The sequence below is a fragment of the Streptomyces sp. NPDC043876 genome (assembly GCF_056435825.1).
This window is the reverse complement of the sequence record NZ_JBWKDV010000002.1, coordinates 319,867-341,540: the sequence shown is the minus strand read 5'-3', so window position 1 is coordinate 341,540 and position 21,674 is coordinate 319,867. Positions and strand designations below refer to the sequence as shown.

Annotated in this window: 18 protein-coding genes; 10 read left to right on the top strand and 8 right to left on the bottom strand. The window is 73.4% G+C overall.

The window, feature by feature from the left end; all coding sequences use genetic code 11:
• The first annotated feature begins 48 nt into the window (after window positions 1-48).
• Entirely contained in the window at window positions 49-2,637 is a 2,589-nt protein-coding gene (pepN, locus tag AC0693_RS06720; protein ID WP_478801156.1) for an aminopeptidase N, read from the top strand.
• 457 nt (window positions 2,638-3,094) lie between these two features.
• On the opposite strand, the gene AC0693_RS06715 is transcribed toward pepN, so the two are convergent.
• From AC0693_RS06715 to AC0693_RS06700, 4 genes are all read right to left on the bottom strand, one after another.
• Window positions 3,095-3,994, bottom strand: a complete 900-nt coding sequence (locus AC0693_RS06715) for a LysR family transcriptional regulator (RefSeq protein WP_468463267.1) — start codon at window positions 3,992-3,994, stop codon at window positions 3,095-3,097.
• Window positions 3,995-4,004: 10 nt separating this feature from the next.
• Entirely contained in the window at window positions 4,005-4,937 is a 933-nt protein-coding gene (locus AC0693_RS06710; RefSeq protein WP_478801155.1) for a DMT family transporter, read from the bottom strand.
• Window positions 4,938-4,990: 53 nt separating this feature from the next.
• The gene (locus tag AC0693_RS06705) at window positions 4,991-5,965 is read right to left on the bottom strand and encodes an EamA family transporter (protein ID WP_478801154.1); all 975 of its coding nucleotides are present in this window, start codon (window positions 5,963-5,965) and stop codon (window positions 4,991-4,993) included.
• Between the two features lie 68 nt (window positions 5,966-6,033).
• On the bottom strand, window positions 6,034-7,386 hold the full coding sequence (locus tag AC0693_RS06700) for an MFS transporter (RefSeq protein WP_478801153.1): 1,353 nt from the start codon (window positions 7,384-7,386) through the stop codon (window positions 6,034-6,036).
• Window positions 7,387-7,489: 103 nt separating this feature from the next.
• On the opposite strand from AC0693_RS06700, the gene AC0693_RS06695 reads away from it, so the two are divergent.
• A complete protein-coding gene (locus tag AC0693_RS06695) occupies window positions 7,490-7,978 on the top strand; it encodes a MarR family winged helix-turn-helix transcriptional regulator (protein ID WP_468463263.1) in 489 nt (162 codons plus the stop codon).
• A gap of 143 nt (window positions 7,979-8,121) precedes the next feature.
• On the opposite strand, the gene AC0693_RS06690 is transcribed toward AC0693_RS06695, so the two are convergent.
• From AC0693_RS06690 to AC0693_RS06675, 4 genes are all read right to left on the bottom strand, one after another.
• Window positions 8,122-8,364 (bottom strand): hypothetical protein, encoded by a 243-nt coding sequence (locus AC0693_RS06690; protein WP_356404817.1) that lies wholly within the window; start codon window positions 8,362-8,364, stop codon window positions 8,122-8,124.
• 20 nt (window positions 8,365-8,384) lie between these two features.
• Window positions 8,385-10,439 carry a 4-alpha-glucanotransferase gene (locus AC0693_RS06685; RefSeq protein WP_478801152.1) on the bottom strand — a complete coding sequence of 685 codons (2,055 nt, stop codon included), beginning with the start codon at window positions 10,437-10,439 and terminating at the stop codon, window positions 8,385-8,387.
• A 13-nt stretch (window positions 10,440-10,452) separates the two neighbouring features.
• Window positions 10,453-10,704 (bottom strand): hypothetical protein, encoded by a 252-nt coding sequence (locus AC0693_RS06680; RefSeq protein WP_478740773.1) that lies wholly within the window; start codon window positions 10,702-10,704, stop codon window positions 10,453-10,455.
• 332 nt (window positions 10,705-11,036) lie between these two features.
• Complete coding sequence (locus AC0693_RS06675) at window positions 11,037-11,603, bottom strand: HNH endonuclease (protein WP_356404811.1); 567 nt, start codon at window positions 11,601-11,603, stop codon at window positions 11,037-11,039.
• A 330-nt stretch (window positions 11,604-11,933) separates the two neighbouring features.
• On the opposite strand from AC0693_RS06675, the gene AC0693_RS06670 reads away from it, so the two are divergent.
• From AC0693_RS06670 to AC0693_RS06635, 8 genes are all read left to right on the top strand, one after another.
• Complete coding sequence (locus tag AC0693_RS06670; protein WP_356404880.1) at window positions 11,934-12,977, top strand: mechanosensitive ion channel family protein; 1,044 nt, start codon at window positions 11,934-11,936, stop codon at window positions 12,975-12,977.
• Window positions 12,978-13,223: 246 nt separating this feature from the next.
• Complete coding sequence (locus tag AC0693_RS06665; protein WP_478801151.1) at window positions 13,224-14,453, top strand: ROK family transcriptional regulator; 1,230 nt, start codon at window positions 13,224-13,226, stop codon at window positions 14,451-14,453.
• A gap of 180 nt (window positions 14,454-14,633) precedes the next feature.
• Window positions 14,634-15,971 (top strand): extracellular solute-binding protein, encoded by a 1,338-nt coding sequence (locus AC0693_RS06660; protein WP_478801150.1) that lies wholly within the window; start codon window positions 14,634-14,636, stop codon window positions 15,969-15,971.
• A 3-nt stretch (window positions 15,972-15,974) separates the two neighbouring features.
• Window positions 15,975-16,916: a carbohydrate ABC transporter permease gene (locus AC0693_RS06655; protein WP_356404805.1), complete on the top strand. Its 942-nt coding sequence runs from the start codon at window positions 15,975-15,977 to the stop codon at window positions 16,914-16,916.
• Window position 16,917: 1 nt separating this feature from the next.
• Window positions 16,918-17,832, top strand: coding sequence for a carbohydrate ABC transporter permease (locus tag AC0693_RS06650; protein ID WP_469333789.1), 915 nt, complete (start codon window positions 16,918-16,920; stop codon window positions 17,830-17,832).
• A 2-nt stretch (window positions 17,833-17,834) separates the two neighbouring features.
• A complete protein-coding gene (locus AC0693_RS06645) occupies window positions 17,835-19,100 on the top strand; it encodes a 6-phospho-beta-glucosidase (RefSeq protein ID WP_478801149.1) in 1,266 nt (421 codons plus the stop codon).
• Window positions 19,091-20,095, top strand: a complete 1,005-nt coding sequence (locus AC0693_RS06640) for an N-acetylglucosamine kinase (RefSeq protein WP_468463260.1) — start codon at window positions 19,091-19,093, stop codon at window positions 20,093-20,095. The genes AC0693_RS06645 and AC0693_RS06640 overlap by 10 nt, the downstream gene beginning before the upstream one ends.
• Window positions 20,096-20,264: 169 nt before the next feature.
• Window positions 20,265-21,674, top strand: coding sequence for a hypothetical protein (locus AC0693_RS06635; protein WP_478801148.1), 1,410 nt, complete (start codon window positions 20,265-20,267; stop codon window positions 21,672-21,674).

The window sequence follows — 21,674 nt, the reverse complement described above, 5'->3', positions numbered from 1 at the left end:
CCGCATGGAAGGATGGCCGGGCAACGTCACCATCAAAGGAGATGCCGCGTGCCTGGCACGAATCTGACCCGTGAAGAGGCGCAGCAGCGCGCGAAGCTGCTGACCGTCGACTCGTACGAGATCGATCTCGATCTGAGCGGCGCACGGGAGGGCGGCACCTTCCGGTCCGCGACCACCGTGCGCTTCGAGGCGTCGGAGGCCGGCGCGGAGACCTTCATCGACCTGGTCGCCCCGGCCGTGACCGAGGTCGTGCTGAACGGCACCCCGCTGGACGTCGCGTCCGTGTTCGCGGACTCCCGGATCGCGCTGGCCGGTCTGGCGGCCGGGCCCAACGAGCTGCGCGTCGTCGCCGACTGCGCCTACACCAACACCGGCGAGGGCCTGCACCGCTTCGTCGACCCGGTCGACGAGCAGACCTACCTGTACACCCAGTTCGAGGTGCCCGACGCGCGCCGCGTCTTCGCGAGCTTCGAGCAGCCCGACCTGAAGGCAACCTTCCGGTTCACCGTGACGGCCCCCGAGGGCTGGACCGTGATCTCGAACTCCCCGACCCCGGCGCCCGCGGACGTCGAGGACAACGTCTGGCGCTTCGAGCCGACACCGCGGATCTCCACCTACATCACCGCGCTGATCGTCGGCCCGTACCACGCCGTCCACAGCTCGTACGAGGGCCCGGACGGCCAGTCCGTCCCGCTCGGTATCTACTGCCGCCCCTCGCTCGCGGAGTTCCTCGACGCGGACGCGATCTTCGACGTGACCCGCCAGGGCTTCCGGTGGTTCCAGGAGAAGTTCGCCTACGGCTACCCCTTCGCCAAGTACGACCAGCTCTTCGTGCCGGAGTTCAACGCGGGCGCGATGGAGAACGCGGGCGCGGTCACCATCCGCGACCAGTACATCTTCCGCTCGAAGGTGACGGACGCGGCGTACGAGCTGCGCGCCGAGACGATCCTGCACGAGCTGGCGCACATGTGGTTCGGCGACCTGGTCACCATGGAGTGGTGGAACGACCTGTGGCTGAACGAGTCGTTCGCGACCTACACCTCGATCGCCTGCCAGGCCTACGCCGAGGACTCGAAGTGGCCGCACGCCTGGACGTCCTTCGCGAACTCCATGAAGACCTGGGCGTACCGGCAGGACCAGCTGCCCTCGACGCACCCGATCATGGCCGAGATCAATGACCTGGACGACGTCCTCGTCAACTTCGACGGGATCACCTACGCCAAGGGCGCCTCGGTCCTCAAGCAGCTCGTCGCCTATGTCGGCATGGACGAGTTCTTCAAGGGCGTGCAGGCGTACTTCAAGGCGCACGCCTTCGGCAACACGCGCCTGTCCGACCTGCTGGGCGCCCTGGAGGAGACCTCCGGCCGCGACCTGACCGCCTGGTCGAAGGCATGGCTGGAAACGGCCGGCATCAACATCCTGCGCCCGCACGTCGAGACCGACGGGGACGGGGTCATCACCGCCTTCGCCGTCCGCCAGGAGGCCCCGGCGCTGCCCGCGGGCGCCAAGGGCGAGCCGGTCCTGCGTCCGCACCGGATCGCGGTCGGCTTCTACTCGATCGACCGGGCCAGCGGACGGCTGCGGCGCGAGCACCGGGTCGAGCTGGACGTCGCCGCCGCCGAGCTGACGGACGTACCGGAGCTGGTCGGCCAGCGGCGCCCCGACGTCATCCTGCTCAACGACGACGACCTGTCGTACGCCAAGGTCCGCCTCGACGAGCGTTCGCTGGCCACGGTCACCGCGCACATCGGCGACTTCGAGGCCTCGCTGCCGCGCGCGCTGTGCTGGTCCGCCGCCTGGGACATGACGCGGGACGGCGAACTGGCCACCCGCGACTACCTCGCCCTCGTCCTGTCGGGCATCGGCAAGGAGTCGGACATCGGCGTGGTGCAGTCGCTGCACCGCCAGGTGAAGCTGGCCATCGACCTGTACGCCGCCCCGGCCTGGCGCGAGGAGGGCCTGACGGCCTGGACCGAGGCCACCCTGGAGCACCTGCGCGCGGCCGCCCCGGGCAGCGACCACCAGCTCGCCTGGGCCCGCGCCTTCGCGGCGACGGCCCGCACCGAGGGCCAGCTGACCTTCCTGGCGGCGCTGCTGGAGGGCACGGCGGAGATCAAGGGCCTGGCCGTGGACACCGAGCTGCGCTGGTCGTTCCTGGAGCGGCTGGTTGCGACGGGCGTGGTCGGCGAGGCGGCCATCGCGGCGGAGCTGGAGCGGGACAAGACGGCGGCGGGCGAGCGCCACGCGGCGACCGCCCGTGCGGCGCGGCCGACCGCCGAGGCGAAGGCCGAGGCCTGGGCCTCGGTCGTGGAGTTCGGCGACCTGCCGAACGCCGTGCAGGAGGCCGTGATCGGCGGCTTCGTGCAGACGGACCAGCGGGAGCTGCTGGCGCCGTACGCCGAGAAGTACTTCGCGGCGGTCAAGGGCGTGTGGGACACCCGCAGCCACGAGATCGCGCAGCAGGTCGCGGTGGGCCTGTACCCGGCGCTCCTCGTCTCCCAGCGGACGCTGGACGCGACGGACGCGTGGCTGGCCGAGGCCGAGCCGAACGCGGCGCTGCGGCGGCTGGTCTCGGAGTCCCGCGCGGGCGTGGAACGCGCCCTCCGCGCCCAGTCGGCCGACGCGGCGGCCGCGTAACCCGGCCGCCGCCGCGCCCTCGAACGCCGGCAGGCTGAATCTCCGCCCCCAGGGGCGGCACCTCCAGCCCCGCCGGCGTTCGAGGCGCGGGCCCGGGCAGAACCCGGGACGACCCTCCGCGGCGGCCCGCCCTCGCCTCCGGCGGGCCCTCAAACGCCGGGCAGGCTGAATTTCCCGCCCCGGCGGCGGTCCGCAGACTCGGTGCAGGCTGCATTTCCGGCCCCCGGAGCAGCACCTCCAGCCCCGCCGGCGTTTGAGGCGCGGGTCCGGGCAGAGCCCGGGACGGCGGCCCGCGGCCGCTCGTGCTTGCCTCCGGCGGGCCCTCAAACGCCGGGCAGGCTGAATTCCCCGCCCCGGCGGCGGTCCGCAGACTCGGGGCAGGCTGACTTTCCGGCCTCAGGGCGGCACACCCAGCCCCGCCGGCGTTTGAGGCGCGGGTCCGGGCGGAGCCCGGGGGTCAGGTGGGGGCGGCGGTGCGGAGGGCGGACAGGACGCGGGCCACCGCCGGCCCGGCCTCCGCCCCCCGCCGCAGCGCGGCGATGACGTGCCGGGCCGGCCGGTCCGCCTCCAGCACCCGCACCGCGACCCGGTACACCCGCCCCGTCACCGCCATCCGCGGCACCAGCGCCACACCCATCCCCGCCTCGACCATGGCCAGGATCGCGGTCCACCCGGCGGCCGAGTGCGCCTGTTCCGGGACGAAGCCCGCCCCCTCGCACGCGGTCCGGGTGATCTCCGACCAGGGCCCGCTGCCGCCGAAGATCCACCGTTCGCCGGAGAGGTCCGCGAGCCGCAGCCCCGGCGCGCCGGCCAGCGGGTGGTCCGCCGGGAGCGCCACGTCCAGCGGGTCCGCGAAGAGCGGGATCCGGGTGAACCGCGCGTCGCGGGCGGTGGGCGCGTGGGCCGCCAGGGACAGGGCCAGGTCCACCGACCCGGCGGAGAGCAGCTCGTACGCCTCCGCCGCCTCGGCCTCCCGCACCCGGACCTCGATCCCCGGGTGGCTGGCCCGCAGCGCGGCGACGGCCGGAACCACGAGCGCCGGAACGGCGGTGGAGAAGGCGCCCACCCGCACCTCGCCCGCTTCCCCGGCCAGGTACCCGGCCAGCTCGGCGTCGGCCCGTTCCAACTGGGCGAAGACCGCCTCGGTGTGCCGCAGCACCAGGTGCGCGGCGTCCGTGAGCCGGACCCGGCGCCCCTGCGCCTCCAGCAGGACCACGCCCAGCTGCCGGGCGAGGTTGGTCAGCTGCTGCGAAACGGCCGAGGGCGTCATCATCAGCGCCTCGGCCGTCGCGGTCACGGTCCCCCGTTCGGCGAGGGTCCGCAGGATCCGCAGCTTCTTGATGTCCCAGTCGTGCATGGCACCGAACCTACCGGCGGGCACCCAGCGTCACACCGCCCAGGATCAGGCCCATGCACAGCAGCTTCGTCAGGCTGGTCTCCTCGCCGATGAGGAGGAAGCCGAGGACCGCGACGAAGACCGGCTGGAGGTAGTAGACGACGCCCGCGCGGGCCGCGCCGATCATCGAGACGGCCTTGTTCCAGGCGAAGAAGGCGACGGCGGAGGAGAAGATCCCGACGTAGAGGAGCGGGCCGACCGTGCCGGCGGCGACCTCGAAGCCGCCCTGGGCGCGGACGGAGACGGCGTAGACCGGGGCGAGCATCAGGGCGCCGAGGACGAAGGTGGTCAGCAGGAAGGCCGGGCCGCCGATCTCGGCCGGCTTGCGGCGCAGCAGCGCGCTGTACGAGGCGAAGGACAGCGCGGCACCGAACATCCACAGGTCACCGGCGGTGAAGTCGAAGCCGAGCGAGCCGTCGCCGACGAGGAGCAGCACGCCGAAGGCGGCGAGCAGCATGCCGCCGGTCCGGCGCACGCCCAGCTTCTCGCCGCCGATGCGGGAGTAGACGGCCATGACGACCGGGGAGGCCGCCATGATCATGCCCATGGTGCCGGCCGGGGTGGTGAGTCCGGCCTGGTGGACGAGGGTGTTGTACAGCGCGATGCCGAGCAGCGAGGCGAGCGCGAGGTAGCCGAGGTGGCGGCGGATCAGGGCCCGCTGCCGCCAGGCCTGGCGCGCGGCGAAGGGGGCGACGGCGAGGATCGCGATGATCCAGCGCCAGAAGACGGCCTGGACGGGCGGGACGGAGCCCGCCATGTCCCGGGTGGCGACGAAGCTGCCGGACCAGACGACCGTGGCGGTCAGGGCGAGCAGCACGCCGAGTCCGGCGGCGCCCTTCCCGGCCGCGCCCCGCCGGTTCTCCGAGGCGTTCGAAGCGGTACGGACGCGGTCCATGACGGCCACTGGTGTCTCCTCCTGGGATGGGTGTTCCGGTACTCCCGGTGTGTGTCGTGCCGCTACCGTCGCACCTGCCCATTCACCAGGTCCATCGAAATGTTTCGATCAATCTGTTCAGATATCACGAACGATCGCCGGGAGCCGAGGCCGGAGCGGGAGCCGAAGCCGGAGCGCGGACGCGGGGTCCGGCCCGGCAGCTGCCCCACGATCGTCGCCGTGAAGGCGATCGCCATCCCGGTCACCTGGACCGGCGAGAGCGCCTGGCCGAGGGCGGCCCAGCCGATGACGGCGGCGGTGAGCGGCGAGAGCGGGCCGAGCAGGGTCACGGAGGTCGCGGTGAGGCGGCCGATCCCGCGGAACCAGAGCCAGTACGCGATGCCGGTGTTGATCAGCATCATGTAGCCGTAGCCGAGGAAGGCCTTGCCGTCGAGGGCGGGCGGGGCGCCTTCGACCAGGGCGGCGACCGGCAGGAGCAGCAGCCCGCCCGCGGTCAGCTGCCAGCCCGTCAGGGCCAGCGGACCGACGCCGTCCGGGCGGCCCCAGCGCTTCGTCATGACCGTGCCGGCCGCCATCGAGGCGGAGGAGGCGACTCCGGCGAGTACGCCGACCAGGTCGAGCGCGGCGCCGGCCTTGAGCACCACCATGCTGACCCCGAAGGCGCCCACGATCGCGGCGAGCAGCGCCTTGGTACCGGCCCGCTCCCCCAGCAGCAGGGCGGCGAGCCCGATGACCACCAGCGGACCCATCGAGCCCAGGACGGCGGCGACCCCGCCGGGCAGCCGGTAGGCGGCCAGGAACAGCAGCGGGAAGAAGGCACCGATGTTCAGCGCGCCCAGGACGGCGGACTTCCACCACCAGGCGCCCTTCGGCAGGACCCGGGCCACGGCGATGAGCATCAGCCCGGCGGGCAGCGCGCGCATCACCCCGGTGAACAGGGGCCGGTCGGGCGGCAGCAGTTCGGTGGCGACGGCGTAGGTGGAGCCCCAGGAGACGGGGGCGAGTGCGGTCAGGGCGACGGTGGCGAGGCGCTTCATGGCGGACTCCTCGGACGGAAGGCGGAAGGCGGGCGGGACGCAGACGTACAAACGGAGGCGGACGGGATTCAGACGGCGGCCGGGACGCGCGCGACCACGGCGGCCGGGACCGGAGCGACCGCCGGGGCCGGGGCGGCCACCGCGGTCGCGACCGGCGGCTCGGCGTACACGGCCTCGGTCGGCAGGTGCCGTTCCAGCCGGACCAGGGCCCCCGCCGCGCCCAGCGCGGCGACGGCGAGCACGGCCCACGGCAGCCGCCCGTCGACGTCCAGCAGGGCGGTGAACAGGGACGGCGCCAGGGCTCCGGCGAGCGAATAGGACAGCTGGTAGGTGGCGAGGTAGCGGCCGCGCACCGCCTCCGGCGCGGCGGAGACCGAAAGGGCGCCGCCGGAGGGGCTGTGGACCAGTTCGCCGAGGGTGTAGACGGCCACGATCACCAGGAGTCCGGCCAGCAGGCCGGCCGAGCCGGGGCGCAGGGTGCCGAGGACGATCTGGCCGGTGAAGGCGGCGGCGAAGAGCAGGGCCCCCAGGGCGGCGGAGCGGGTGCGGCGGGCGCCGGAGCGGCGGACCCGGCCCGCGATCAGGACGCCGACCCCGGCGCACAGGACGGTGTTGAGGGTGAAGGCGGCGCCGGTCAGCGAGTCGGGGCCGCGCAGCCAGGTGGCGATGTACAGCGGGAAGAGGACCGAGAGGGCCGCGTACCCGAGGGCGGTCAGGAAGTTGGCGGCGGTCAGCGCGAGGAAGGGCCGGTCGGCCAGTACCGTCCGGTACCCGGCGGCCGGGCGGCGCGCCGTGGCGGCGGGCGCACCGGCGGGGTCGCCGACCGGCCGGACGGGGCGGATCCGGGCGGCCAGGAGACCAGCCAGGGCGAAGGCCAGCGCGTTGGCCCAGGCGGTCCAGGAGAAGCCGCCCGTTCCCCACAGGGCCAGCACCCCGGACACGATCATGGCCCCGGCGCCCATCCCGGCGTTCTGCAGGGCCCGCAGCGAGGCCTGGAGCCGGTCCCGGGCCGCCCCGCGCGCCACCTCGCCGATCAGCGACTGCTGGACCACCGCGAAGGAGCGGTCGGCGAGGGCGGTGAAGAGGGCGACGGCGGCGAAGGCGGCCGGCGCGGTCGCCAGCGGGTAGAGGAGGAAGCCGAGCGTGCGGATCCCGTAGAGGACGAGGACGGCCGGCCGGGCGCCGAACCGGTCGACGGCCACGCCCGCCAGCGGCATCAGCGCGAGCCCGGCCAGTCCCGTGAGGGTGAGCACCAGGCCGACGGCCGCGAAGGAGAGGCCGGTGACCTGGTGGAAGAAGACCAGCGTGAAGGGGACGTACATGCCGGTCCCCACCGCGCTGATCCCCGCCGCCACGAGCAGTTCCCGCTCCCCGGCGACCCGTTCCCCCGCCGCTGTCCCGTGCCACCGCTTCGCCGACATCACTGCCCCCCAAGTAGATTGTCAGGAAGTAGCTTACCGCTAAGCTACTTATCGTCAAGCAACTTTCTTGCGGTCGATCGACCGGACTCGGGATACTCCACACATGAGCGAAAAGGACGCGGTCGACGCGATCACGGACCAGTGGAACGCGGTCCGCCCGGAGCTGGACGTGACGCCGATGGCCGTCTTCGGCCGGATCTACCGGATCAGCCGGGCTATGGGCGACGCCATGGACCGGACCTACGCCCGATACGGCATCTCCCGCGGCGAGTTCGACGTCATCGCCACGCTGCGCCGCTCCGGCGCGCCCTACACCCTCTCGCCGCGCCAGCTCTCGGCCACGCTCATGCTCACCACGGGCGGCATGACCGGGCGGCTGGACAAGCTGGAGAAGGCCGGGCTGCTCGCCCGCAGCCCCGACCCGCACGACCGGCGCGGGATCCAGGTGACGGTCACCGAGCGCGGCCTCGCGCTCATCGACGAGGCGGTCACGGCGGGGCTGGAGGTCCAGCGGGCGGGCCTGGCCGGGCTGGACGAGGAAGAGGTCACCGTCCTGACCGCCCTGCTGCGCAAGCTCCTCGGCGGCCTCTGAGCCGGTGCCGCGGCGGCGCCCGGCGGGTACGCGAAAGGGCGCCGGAGGTCCACGAGCCGCCGGTACCTGACGCGTCACGCGTCACGTACCGGGCTGCGGACCTCCGGCGCCCCGGAAGCCTTGAGGGGGCCGACCCCGCGGGGTCAGCCCTGCTGGTCCCGCGTCTTGCGCGACTTGTCGCCGACCATCACGAGACCCGCGATGACCAGGAACAGCACGAGGGGCGCGGCCACGTACAGGCCGAGCGTCTCGGCGATGCTCAGGCCCTTGCCCGGGTCGGCGCCGTCGTCGCGGGCCGCCGCGAGCGCGGGAGACGTCATCAGCAGCATCATCAGCGTCGTTCCGGCCGTGACGGCGCCGGCGCGCAGAGCGTTCTTCTTGTCCACGGTGCAAACGTAGCGAACACCTAAACAGTGCGCGCGCCCGGGGGTGCCGTACGGGGGTGACCGGCTCCGTGCACCGCGCTCAGCAGGGCGTTCGCCCGCGGCGACGCGATCAGCCGCTCCAGCGTGAGCGGCCGCCCCGCCGCGTCGGCGACCGGGAGCCGCCAGTTGGGGTACTGGTCCCAGGTCCCCGGCAGGTTCTGCGGCCGCCGGTCCCCCACCGCGTCCGGGAGCCATACGCCGACCAGCCGGGCCGGGGTGCGCAGCAGGAACCCGTACAGGGCGCGGACGGCGGCCTCCTCGCCCTTGGTGTCCAGGCCGAGCCGGTCCAGCACGGCCAGCCACTCCTCGGTGTCGGCGGCATCCTCCGACCGCTCCTGCGCGGCCGGACGGGTCAGCAGGCCCAGCCGGTCGCGCAGTTCGACGTGACTGCCGGCCAGTTTCGCGGCGCTGGGCGGCAGATCGTGGGTGGTGGCGGTCGCCAGGCAGTCCGCGCGCCACCGCTCCGGGGGCAGCGGGGCCCCGCCGCCCGCCCAGTCCCGCTCGAACCACAGCACGGAGGTGCCCAGCACCCCGCGCCGGGCGAGCGCCTCGCGGACCCCCGGCTCCACCGTCCCGAGGTCCTCGCCGATGACCAGCGCCCCGGCCCGGTGGGCCTCCAGCACCAGCACCGCGAGCATGGCCTCGCCGTCGTACGAGACGTACGTGCCCTCGGCGGGCGGGGTGTCCCGGGGGATCCACCAGAGCCGGAACAGGCCCATGACGTGGTCGATCCGCAGCGCTCCGGCGTAGCGGAACACCCCGCGCAGCAGGTCGCGCAGGGGCGCGTAACCGCTGGCGGCGAGCCGGTCCGGGCGCCAGGGGGGCAGGCCCCAGTCCTGCCCGCGCGCGTTGAAGGCGTCCGGCGGGGCGCCGACACAGGCGTCCACGGCGTACGTGTCCCCCGCGGCCCGGACGTCGGCGCCCAAGGGATGCACCCCGACGGCGAGGTCGTGGACGATGCCCACCGCCATGCCCGCCTCTCGGGCCCCGCGCTGGGCGGCGGTGAGCTGGGCATCGGTGAGCCAGGCCAGCCAGCGGTGGAACGCGAGGTCGGCGGGGTCCGGCTCGGCGCCCTCCGGCCAGGCCGCCGGGTCCGGGCCGTGCCGCTCGGCCAGCGCGCACCAGGCCGTGTGCCGGGCCAGCGCGGTCCCGCCCTCGGCCGCGAAGCGGGCGAGGTCCGCCTCGCGGTCCGGGTCGCGCGGGACGGCGTACAGCAGCTCCAGGGCGGACCGCTTGAGGGCCCAGACCGCGTCCCGGTCGATCAGCGCGTCCTTCTCCAGCACCCGGCGGTTCAGCTCGGCCCCCCGCACGGCCAGCGCGTCCAGGGCCTCCCGGTCCGGGCAGGCGGCGTACTCGGGGAGGTCCGCGATCCGCAGGTGCACCGGGTCCGGGAAGCGGCGGGAGGAGGGCCGGTAGGGCGAGGGGTCGGTCGGGGTGCCGGGGACGGCCGCGTGCAGCGGGTTGACCTGGATGAACCCGGCGCCGTGGGTCTGCCCGGCCCAGCGGGCGAGGTGCGCGAGGTCACCGAGGTCGCCCATGCCCCAGGAGTCCTCGGAGAGCAGCGAATAGAGCTGGACCAGCAGGCCGTGGGCGCGCTCCGGCGCGGCCGGGGCCCGGTCGGGCGCCACGATCAGGGTGGCCCCGCCGGTCCGCCCGTCGGGGTGCGTCACCGTGATCCGGTGCACCCCGAGCGGCAGCCCGCCGGCCGGGAGCGGCCCGCCCGGACCGGTCTCCCACGCGGCGGCCTCCCCTTCCTCCGGGTCCAGCAGGATCCGCGTGCCCGGGGGCAGCGCGGCCAGCGCGGCGGGGGGCGCGGCGCCCTCCCAGTGGACCAGGGTGGTCGGCAGCAGCCGCTGCGCCGCCTCCCGCTCGGCGCGCGCGAGCGCGTCCCGTACGGCCTGCGGCGTCGCCGCGTCCACGCCCAGCAGCCCGAGCACGGTCACGACGGTCCGCTCCGGGACCTGGACGCTCACGCCGGCCGAGGGGTGGTAGGAGGTGGCGACTCCGTGGTGGGCGGCGAGCCGGGCCAGGTCCATGCGTATCCCTCGGCTAACCCGCGGCGGCGGCGGGGGTGGTCGGCTCGCAGGTCAGCGGAGCCTCGTCGGTGAGCGGCGGTTCACTGGTGAGCGGCGCGTGGGCGGTGTCCGCGAGCGGGGACTCACTGGTGAGCGGGCCGGGGGCGTCGCCCCCGGTCACGGAGAGCCGCCGGGGCAGATGGGCGAGCAGCGGTACGGAGCCGGCGGAAGCCGGCCCGGCCCGGACGGGGCGGACAGGACGGACAGGACGGACAGGAACGTTCACGGCGGTACTCCCGGTGTGCTGACGACGCACGGCCGCCCCCCGTTACGGGGAACACCGCAGCCCTACCCATCCGGCGGTACCGCATTCCCGACCCTTCGCCCAGAACCCCTCCCTCGACCGGAACACCAGCCAAACCCAGCTCCGACCCGGCGCAACTCCAGCCCGCCCGGCGTTTGAGGGCCCGCCGGAGGCCCCACAAGGCCGCACGGCCCCACCGCAGACGGAAGCACGGACCCGGCTGGACCAGGACATGGGCAAGGCTGATCCGGGGATGGCGAAGGGGAAGGGGAAGGGGACCCCGGGGACGGCAAAGGCCCGCCCCGGAACCCCCGTCAGGACGCCGCCGCCCCGATCCGCGCAGGATCGGACACCCCGACCCCGATGCGGTCGAGCGCGTCATCGGCCCCGTACGGCTGGAGATACGGCATCCAGCACGGATCCCGGTGCCCGGTCCCGATGATCCGCCAGGCCAGCCCCGACGGCGGCGCCGGCTGGTGCCGCAGCCGCCACCCCAGCTCGGGGAGGTGCCGGTCGGCCTTGACGTGGTTGCACCGCCGGCAGGCGGCGACGACGTTGTCCCAGGCGTGCTGGCCACCCCGGCTGCGCGGGATGACGTGGTCGACGCTGGTGGCGACGGCGCCGCAGTACATGCAGCGCCCGCCGTCCCGCGCGAAGAGGGCACGCCGGGTGAGCGGAACGGGCCCCCGGTAGGGGACCCGCACAAATCGCTTGAGCCTGACCACGCTGGGCGCGGGGACGACTCTCGTCGAACTGTGCAGAAAGGCGCCGGAGTCCTCCAGGGAGACCGCTTTGTTCTCCAGGACGAGGACGAGCGCGCGACGGAGCGGTACGACGCCGAGGGGCTCGTACGACGCGTTGAGGACCAGGACGTGCGGCACGGACTGCCTCCTTGTACGCCGGCGGCGCGTGGCTCGCGCCGGGACGATCTGCTTTCCAGTTTCTCCTTACCGCTGGTCGAAGCGCCACCACGCGCCCGTAACGGGTCGGAGGTGTTTTCGACCACACGGGGGCCGTCCTCGGGTGAGTCCGGTCTCTCCCGGGCGACACGGCAACGGGACCGCTGGATTGCCCCGTTAGTGTGGTTGGTCTGCCCGCGCAAACCCCCGGACACGTCCTGGGGCCCCCGGCGGGCAGACCGCTATGCCTGGAGGTTTTCTGCCGTGCCCTGGCCCGCCGCCCCGTTCCCGCTGGCCGATGACGTCCCCGCCATGCCCCGCAACGCCGAGGAAGCCGGTCAGAGCGTCGACAACGCCGCCGGTTTCATCCAGCAGAACTGGGCCGACTGGCTCTTCCTCGGCCTGAAGATCCTGCTGATCATCGTCATCGCGGCCGCCCTGCGCTCCGTGGTCCGCAAGTCGCTGACCAAGCTGATAGGGCGGATGAACCGCGGCGCGGAGGCGGTGGAGGGCACGGCCCTCGGCGGGCTGCTGGTCAATGCCGAGCGGCGGCGCCAGCGCTCCGAGGCGATCGGTTCGGTGCTGCGCTCGGTGGCGTCCTTCCTGATCCTGGGGACCGCCGGGCTGATGGTGCTCGGCGCCCTGGACATCAATCTCGGTCCGCTGCTGGCGAGCGCCGGTGTGGCCGGTGTGGCGATCGGTTTCGGCGCCCGGAACCTGGTGACGGACTTCCTCTCCGGTGTGTTCATGATCCTGGAGGACCAGTACGGCGTCGGGGACAAGATCGACGCCGGGGTGGCCTCGGGCGAGGTCATCGAGGTCGGCCTGCGCGTGACCAAGCTGCGCGGGGACAACGGCGAGATCTGGTACGTCCGCAACGGCGAGATCAAGCGGATCGGCAACCTCAGCCAGGGCTGGTCGACGGCGACCGTGGACGTCCAGGTCAAGCCGTCCGAGAGCATGGCCCGCATCCGCCGGGTGATCGAGCGGGTCTCGGAGGACATGGCGAAGGAGACGCCGTGGAACGAGCGGCTCTGGGGACCGGTGGAGGTGCTGGGCCTGGACGAGGTGCTCCTCGCCTCGATGACCCTGAAGGTGTCCGCCAAGACCATGCCCGGCCAGCAGTTCGCGGTGGAGCGCGAGCTGCGCTGGCGGATCAAGGAAGCCTTCGACGAGGCGGACATCCAGATCATCGGCGGGATGCCGCCCGCGGAGGACGAGACGGAGGCCCCGGATCCCTCGGCCGCGGTCGCCGCGCCGTCCGCGCTGGCCAACCCGGCCTCGCCGCAGTCGCTGGCGACCGCCCCGATCCCGGCGCCGGTCACGGGTCCGGGGATGCCCCGCATCACCAAGTAGGACCGTTCACGGAGTACGACCGCGTTCGCCCCGCGGGTCCGCGCCCACCCAGTAGGCTCGCGGCCCGCACCGGCGCCCGCACCGCCGCTGCCCCGTCGACCCGCCCCGCCGACCCGCACCGCCGCTGCCCCCGCCGATCGTTTTCCGCGGGGGCAGCGGCATTGTCGCGACCGCCATTGACATGGGCCGACGGCTGATAGGAAACTTACCTAACAGTTCACACCTGATTCAGGGAGAGAACACCCCATGGCCGGCACCACCCCCGGAACCCCCAGCCTGCTGCGCGCGATGAACGACCGCGCCGCACTGGACCTGCTGCTGGCCCACGGTCCCCTGTCCCGGACCCGGATCGGCCGCCTCACCGGCCTCTCCAAGCCCACCGCCTCCCAGCTGCTGGCGCGGCTGGAGGCCCGGGGACTGGTCGTGGCCACCGGCACCGCCACCGGCCGCCCCGGCCCCAACGCCCAGTTGTACGCCCTCAACGCCCGGGCCGCCTACGCCGCCGGACTCGACGTCACTCCGGGCCGCATCATCGCCTCCGTCGCCGACCTGGCCGGGGAGGTCGTCGGCAGCTGCGAACTGCCCAACCCGGGTCCCGGTACACCCGTCGTCGACCAGGTCACCGAAGCCCTGGGCGAGGCCGTCAAGGCGGCCGGCCTCCAGCGCTGCGACGTCCAGCGCCTGGTGATCGCCACCCCGGGCTCCTTCGACCCGCGCACGGGGGTCCTGCGCTACGCCGACCACCTCCCCGGCTGGCACTCCCCCACCCTCCTGGACGAGCTGGCGGCGGCGCTGCCGATGCCCGTCGAGTACGAGAACGACGTGAACCTCGCCGCGGTCGCCGAGCAGCGCCTGGGCGCGGCCCGCGGGCACGAGGACTTCGTCCTGCTCTGGAACGAGGAGGGCCTCGGCGCGGCCCTGGTCATCGGCGGACGGCTGCACCGCGGCTGGACCGGCGGCGCGGGCGAGGTCGGTTACCTGCCGGTCCCCGGGCGTCCGCTGGTGCGCCACGTGACCCGGGAGAACTCCGGTGGCTACCAGGAGCTGGCGGGCGTGGAGGTGCTGCCCGGCCTGGCCGCCTCGCTGGGCCTGGAGATGCCGCACGCGGATCCGCCCGCGCCGGGCACCCCCGGGCACGCCGCCGACGTGGCGAGCGCGGTGACGCTGCTGGAGCGGGCCGCCGCCGAGCCCGTGGGACCGTACCTGCGGCTGCTGGAGGCGTACGCCACCGCGCTCGCCACCGGTCTGGCATCGCTGGTCGCCGTCCTGGACCCGGAGATCGTGGTGCTCTCCGGCGCCGTGACCGCCGCGGGCGGGGACCGGCTGCGCGAGCTGATCGAAGCCGAACTGGGCGACCTCGCCCCCTCCCGGCCGCGGCTGGTGACCGGCGAGGTGCGCACGCGCCCGGTGCTGCGCGGCGCGCTGGAGACCGCGCTCGCCGCGACCCGCGACGAGGTCTTCGACACCTCCCGCTGATCCACCGCGCCCGGCCCTGCCGGGCGCGGCACCGCATCACCCCTCACGCGTCACGCATCACCGCATGACGAAGACCACCCGGCCCACCCGTCCCCCACGCCCCACCCGCACCGCCGGCTCCTCCCCGCTCCTCCCGTTGGACCCCGACCGGACGTTCCCCGCGCAGAGAGAGACACAGCCATGCCCGGACGCACCCGCCGCCTGACCACCCTCGCGGCCGCACTCGCCGCGATATCCGCCCTCGCCACCGGGTGTACCGGGCAGAGCGGTGCCGCGGCCTCCGACGACCCGAACAAAGAGGTCACCCTGAACTTCTGGCACGGCTGGGTGGAGCCCCGCGAGGTCAAGGCCATCGAGGACAACGTCGCCCGGTTCCAGAAGGCGCACCCCAACATCAAGGTCAAGGTCACCGGCAACATGACCGACGACAAGATCAACCAGGCTTTGCGGGCGGGCGGCAGCAAGGCCCCGGACGTGGTGTCGTCCTTCAGTACCGACAGCGTCGGCAAGTTCTGCACCTCGAAGGCCTTCGCGGACCTGAACCCCTTCCTCGCCAAGTCGGACATCGACAAGACGAAGGTCTTCCCCAAGACCCTGCTGGAGTACACCCAGTTCAAGGGCAACCAGTGCACCCTGCCGCTGCTGAACGACGCCTACGGCCTCGTCTACAACAAGACCGCCTTCGCCGCCGCCGGGATCACCGAACCGCCCAAGACGTGGAGCCAGTTCGTCGCGGACGCGCAGGCGCTGACCAAGCAGAGCGGGGACACCTACCAGCAGCTCGGCCTGATGCCCACCTTCCACGGCTACGAGACCACGCCGATGCGGCTGGCCGCACAGTGGAGCCCGACGTACTTCGCCGCCGACGGCAAGTCGAACCTGGCCAAGGACCCCGCCTTCGCCAAGATGCTGAACGCGCAGAAGGACCTGGTCGCCAAGCTGGGCGGCTACGAGAAGCTGGAGAAGTTCCGCACCACCTTCGGTGACGAGTGGAGCGCCGAACACCCCTTCAACAAGGGCCTGGTCGCCATGCAGATCGACGGCGAGTGGCGGGCCGCGATGGCGAAGGCGGCCGGGACGAACTTCGAGATCGCCACCGCGCCGATGCCCGTGCCGGACGACCAGCTCGCCGACTACGGGAAGGGCTACCTGTCCGGCACCGTCATGGGCATCGCCTCCGGCAGCACCAAGCAGAACGCGGCCTGGGAGCTGGTGAAGTACATGACCACCGACACCGACGCGGTGGTGGCCTTCGCCAACGACATCCACAACATCCCCTCCACGCTCGCCGCACTGGACTCGCCGAAGCTCCAGGTCGCGCCGGAGTTCAAGACCTTCATCGACATCGCCAAGCACCCGAAGTCGAACACCACCCCGGCCCAGGCCGACGGCGGCACCTACCAGCTGACCTTCGCGGACTTCGCGTACGCGGTCGAGAAGGGCGCCGTGCCCGACCTCCAGGCCGGCCTCGCCAAGACCGACCAGCAGATCGACACGGACATCGCGAAGGCCGAATAGCCGATGACCACCTTCACCCCGCGCGCGAAACGGCGCCGCTCGGCGCTGCGGACCGCGGCCTTCATGTCCCCGTGGCTGATCGGGTTCGCGGTCTTCTTCGCCTACCCGCTGCTGTCCACGGTGTACTTCTCCTTCACCCAGTACGACGGCTTCCGGCCGCCGGTCTTCAACGGCCTGGCCAACTGGTCGTACGTCTTCACCGACTCCCCGATGTTCTGGCCGGCGATGCGCAACACGCTGTGGCTGGTCGTGGTGATGGTGAGCTTCCGGGTGGCCTTCGGCCTCGGCGTCGGCCTGCTCATCACGAAGATCAAGACGGGGACCGGGGTCTTCCGCACCCTGTTCTACCTGCCCTACCTGGCCCCTCCGGTCGCCGCGACGCTCGGCTTCGTCTTCCTGCTCAACCCCGGCACCGGGCCGGTCAACACCGGGCTGGAGGCCCTCGGGCTGCCGGCGCCCGGCTGGTTCACCGACGCCGACTGGTCCAAGCCCGCGCTGACCGCGCTGGCGCTGTGGGGGGTGGGCGACCTGATGGTGATCTTCATGGCCGCGCTGCTCGACGTACCGAAGGAGCAGTACGAGGCCGCGGAGCTGGACGGGGCCGGGCCCTGGGCGCGCTTCCGGCACATCACCCTGCCGAACATCTCCCCGATCATCCTGTTCGCCGTGGTCACCGGGGTCATCCAGGCCATGCAGTACTACACGCAGCCCCTGGTCGCGGGGAAGGTGGCGGCCGGGGTGATCGGCGGCTCGGGCCAGCGCGTCGAGCCCGGGTACCCGGACAAGTCCACGCTGACCCTGCCGCAGCTCGTCTACAACCTGGGGTTCCAGCGCTTCGACTACGGCACCGCCTGCGTGGTCGCGCTCGTCCTCTTCGCCCTGTCCATGGCCTTCACCGCGCTCCTGCTGCGGCGCCGTGGCGGACTGATCGGAAGCGGTGACTGAGATGGCCGTGACCACCGGCACGACCCCGTCCCCGCGGACGGTCCCGGCCCCCGCCCCCGGCGCCTCCGGCCGGGCGGCGGCCCGCCACCGCCGCAAGGAGGTGCTGCACTGGGTCGCGGTGCACTCCCTCGGGGTGGCCGCCGCGCTCTTCTTCGTCCTCCCCTTCGTCTTCCTCTTCCTCACCTCGGTGATGAGCAACCAGCAGGCCCTCACCCGCGACCTGTGGCCGCACACCTGGGAGTGGGGCAACTACGCGCGGGTCTGGCACACGCCCGGATTCCTCCTGTGGTGGCGCAACACCCTGCTGTACGCGGGACTCGGGACGCTGCTCACCGTGGTGTCCTCGGTGCCCGTCGCCTACGCCCTCGCCAAGTTCCGCTTCCGCGGCCGGCGGCTCTCGCTGCTGCTGGTGGTCTCGATGATGATGCTGCCGCCGCAGGTGGTGGTCATCCCCATGTACCTCTTCTGGGCCAAGCAGCTCGACCTGTCCGGCACGCTGTGGCCGCTGATCATCCCGATGGCCTTCGGCGACGCCTTCTCCATCTTCCTGCTGCGCCAGTTCCTGCTGACCATCCCCGACGAGTACCTCGACGCGGCGCGGGTCGACGGCTGCGGGGAGGTCCGCACCCTGCTGCGGGTCGTCCTGCCCATGGCCAAGCCCGGGATCGCCGCCGTCGCGCTGTTCCAGTTCTTCTCCGCCTGGAACGACTACTTCGGCCCGCAGATCTACGCCTCCGACAACCCGGCCGCCTGGACGCTCAGCTACGGGCTGGAGTCGTTCAAGGGCGCGCACCAGACCAACTGGAACCTGACCATGGCCGCGACCGTACTGGTCATGGCCCCCGTGATCATCCTCTTCTTCTTCGCCCAGAAGGCGTTCGTCGAGGGTGTCACGCTGACCGGAGTGAAAGGCTAGACATGAAACTCGCAGTGGTGGGCGGCGGTTCCACTTACACCCCCGAACTGATCGACGGCTTCGCGCGGCTGCGCGACACCCTGCCCATCGGCGAACTGGTGCTGATCGACCCCGCCGCCGACCGGCTGGAGCTGGTCGGCGGGCTCGCCCGGCGGATCTTCGCCCGGCAGGGGCACCCCGGAACCATCACCACGACCTCCGACCTGGACGCGGGGGTCGCGGACGCCGACGCCGTACTGCTCCAGCTGCGCGTCGGCGGACAGGCGGCCCGCCAGCGGGACGAGACCTGGCCGCTGGAGTGCGGCTGCGTGGGCCAGGAGACCACGGGCGCGGGCGGCCTCGCCAAGGCGCTGCGCACGGTCCCCGTCGTCCTCGACATCGCCGAGCGGATCCGGCGCGCCAACCCGGACGCCTGGATCATCGACTTCACCAACCCGGTCGGCATCGTCACCCGCGCCCTGCTGGGCGCCGGGCACAAGGCGGTCGGGCTGTGCAACGTCGCGATCCACCTCCAGCGCACCTTCGCGGCCCTGCTCGACCTCGCCCCCGGTGACCTGCACCTCGACCACGTCGGCCTGAACCACCTCACCTGGGAACTGGGCGTGCGCCGCGGCGGACCCGGCGGGGAGGACCTGATGCCCCGGCTGATCGCGGAGCACGGGGACTCCGTCGCCGCCGACCTGCGGCTGCCGCGCGCGGTCCTGGACCGCCTGGGCGTCGTACCGTCCTACTACTTGAAGTACTACTACGCGCACGACGAGGTGGTGCGCGAGATGGGCCAGAAGCCCTCGCGCGCCGCCGAGGTGGCCGCGATGGAGCAGGACCTGCTGAAGATGTACGGCGACCCCGCGCTCGACGAGAAGCCGGCCCTGCTCGCCCAGCGGGGCGGTGCCTTCTACTCGGAGGCGGCCGTCGACCTGGCGGCGGCCCTGCTGGGTGACGGCGGCAGCCCCGTCCAGGTGGTCAACACGCTGAACAACGGCGCCCTGCCCTTCCTCGCGGACGACGCGGTCATCGAGGTGCAGGCCCGGGTGGACCGCACCGGCCCGGTGCCGCTGGCCGTGCCCCGGCTGGACCCGCTGTACGCGGGGCTGATCGCGCACGTCTCCGCCTACGAGGACCTCGCGCTGGACGCCGCCCTGCGCGGCGGCCGGGAGCGGGTGGCCAAGGCGCTGCTCGCCCATCCGCTGGTCGGGCAGTTCGACCTCGCCGAGGGGCTGACCGACCGGCTCCTCGCGCACAACAAGGAGCACCTGGCATGGGCGTGAGCGACGCGGTGCTGCTGGCCGTCGACGCGGGCAACAGCAAGACCGACCTCGCCTTCGTCGACGCGGCCGGGTCGGTGCTCGTCACCGCCCGCGGGCCCGGCTTCCGGCCGCAGGCGGTCGGCGTCGAAGGGGCCTTCGACGCGATCGCCCCGGCCCTCGACGAGGCCCGCGCGAAGGCGCGGGCGCTCGGCCTGCCGCTGGACTCGGCCGACTCCGTGGCCCACGTGTCCGCCTGCCTGGCCGGCGCCGACCTGCCGGTCGAGGAGGAGGCGCTGACCGACGGCCTGCGGGCGCGGGGCTGGGGGCGGACCGTCGAGGTCCGCAACGACACCTTCGCGATCCTGCGCGCCGGTCTGGTGGGCAGCGGGCCGCCGCTGGGCGTCGCGGTGGTGTGCGGCGCGGGCATCAACTGCGTGGGCATGCTGCCCGACGGGCGCACCGCGCGCTTCCCGGCGCTGGGACAGCTCTCCGGCGACTGGGGCGGCGGCGGCGGGCTCGCCGCCGAGGCCGTGTGGTGGGCGGCCCGGGCGGAGGACGGCCGGGGCGGCCCGACGGGGCTGGCCGCTGCCCTGCCGCGGCACTTCGGGCTGGCCGCCATGTCCGAGCTGATCGAGGCGGTGCACCTGGGGGAGATCGCGCCGGAGCGCACGCACGAACTGGTCCCGGTGCTCTTCGCGGTGGCCGCCGCGGGCGACCCGGTGGCCCGCGCGCTCGTGGAACGGCAGGCGGACGAGGTGGTGGCGCTGGCCGCGGTGGCCCTGGAACGGCTCGGGCTGCTGGACCGGGAGGCGCCCGTCCTGCTGGGCGGCAGCGTCCTGGCGGCCGGTCACGCCCGGCTCAACGACCGGATCGAGGAGGGGCTCGCCGCGCGCGCCCCGCTGGCCAGGGTGTCGGTGGTGACCGCGCCGCCGGTGCTGGGTGCGGGGCTGCTGGGGCTGGACGCGATCGGTGCGCCTGCCGCCGCGTACGGAAAACTCCGTGCCCATTTCGGGTGAACCCGCCCCGGGCCGGGACAACTCTGGAACCGTGGCGGCCGTAGGAACGTATTGACGGTGAAGGAGTGGCGGGGGCGCTCCGGCCCAAGATCCAGCACCTGGTGCTGTGCGGGGCCGGGAGTACGGCCATACTGCTCCCGAGCAGTCCACGACCGAGGGGGAGGTCACGGTGGCCATCACATCGCACGCACCCGCGTCCGCGCCCGCGTCCGCGCCTTCTGCCGCGCCCGGCCCGGTGGGGCCCGGCGGCGGCGGTCCGGCGCTGCCGGGGCGCCGCAGCGCGTGGGCGGAGGGCGTGGAGCGGCTGCGGGACGCGGCGACCACCGAGCCCGGCCGGCTGCGGATCATCGGGGCGGCCCTGGCCGTCCTGGTGCTGCTCTTCGGGGTGGTGACGGTCTGGGAGGTCTCCGGCCGGTCCGGCGCCGCCGACGACGTGGTCGGCCGCAGCCAGCCGCTCAGCGCGGACGCGGCGAGCATCTACCGCTCGCTGGCCGATGCGGACACGGCCGCTTCCAGCGGGTTCCTCGCGGGCGGCCAGGAGCCGCGCGAGGTCCGCGAGCGGTACGAGAAGGACATCGCCAACGCCTCCCGGCTGCTGGTCAACGCGGCGGCGAACACCGGCGGCGACACGGAGTCCCGCAAGGAGATCGCGCTGCTCGGCGAGCAACTGCCGCGCTACACCGGCCTGATAGAGCAGGCCCGGGCGACCAACCGGCAGGGGCTGCCGCTCGGCGGCGCCTACCTGCGCTACGCCAACGAGCAGATGAGCACCCAGCTGCTGCCCGCCGCACAGCGCCTCTACCGGGCGCAGACGGCCCGGCTCTACCAGGACTACGACGACGCCCGCGCCCTCCCCGTGGGCTCGTTCGCCACGGGCCTGCTCGCCCTCGGGGTCCTGGGCTGGGCCCAGCGGCGCAACTACCTGCGCACCCACCGCGTGTTCAACCACGGGCTGCTGGCCGCGACGGCCGCCTCGGTGGTGGTCCTGCTGTGGCTCGTCGTGGGGCACACGGTGGCGCGCGCCGAGCTGGGCGAGGCCCGCTCGGGCGGCCAGGAATCGCTCAAGGTGCTGAACGACGCGCGGATCTCCTCGCTCCAGGCGCGGGCCAACGAGAACCTGACGCTGATCGCGCGGGGCGCCGTCCTCGCCGACGACAAGAAGTCCGACAAGTACGACGTCGACTTCGCCAGGAACATGAAGGACCTCGACGCGGGCCTGGCCGAGGCCGCGCGGCTCGCCGACGACACCACCGGGCGCACGCCCGTCGCGCGCGCCGCCGACGGCGTGAAGCAGTGGAAGCAGCGGCACGCGGCCGCCCGGGAGACCGACAACAAGGGCGATTACGACCTCGCGCTGCCCCAGGTCATCGGGGGCAAGGACAGCAGCGGGGCGTCCTTCGACACGGTGGACGCCTCCCTGGAGCAGGCGGTCGCCCACGAACAGCGGCAGTTCACGCAGGCGGCCCGGTCCGGACTCGGCGCCCTGGGCGGTCTGGTCACGGGCGCGGCGGCCCTGGCGGTCCTCGGGGCGGCGGCCGCGCTGCTCGGCATCGGGCGCAGGCTTTCGGAGTACAGGTGA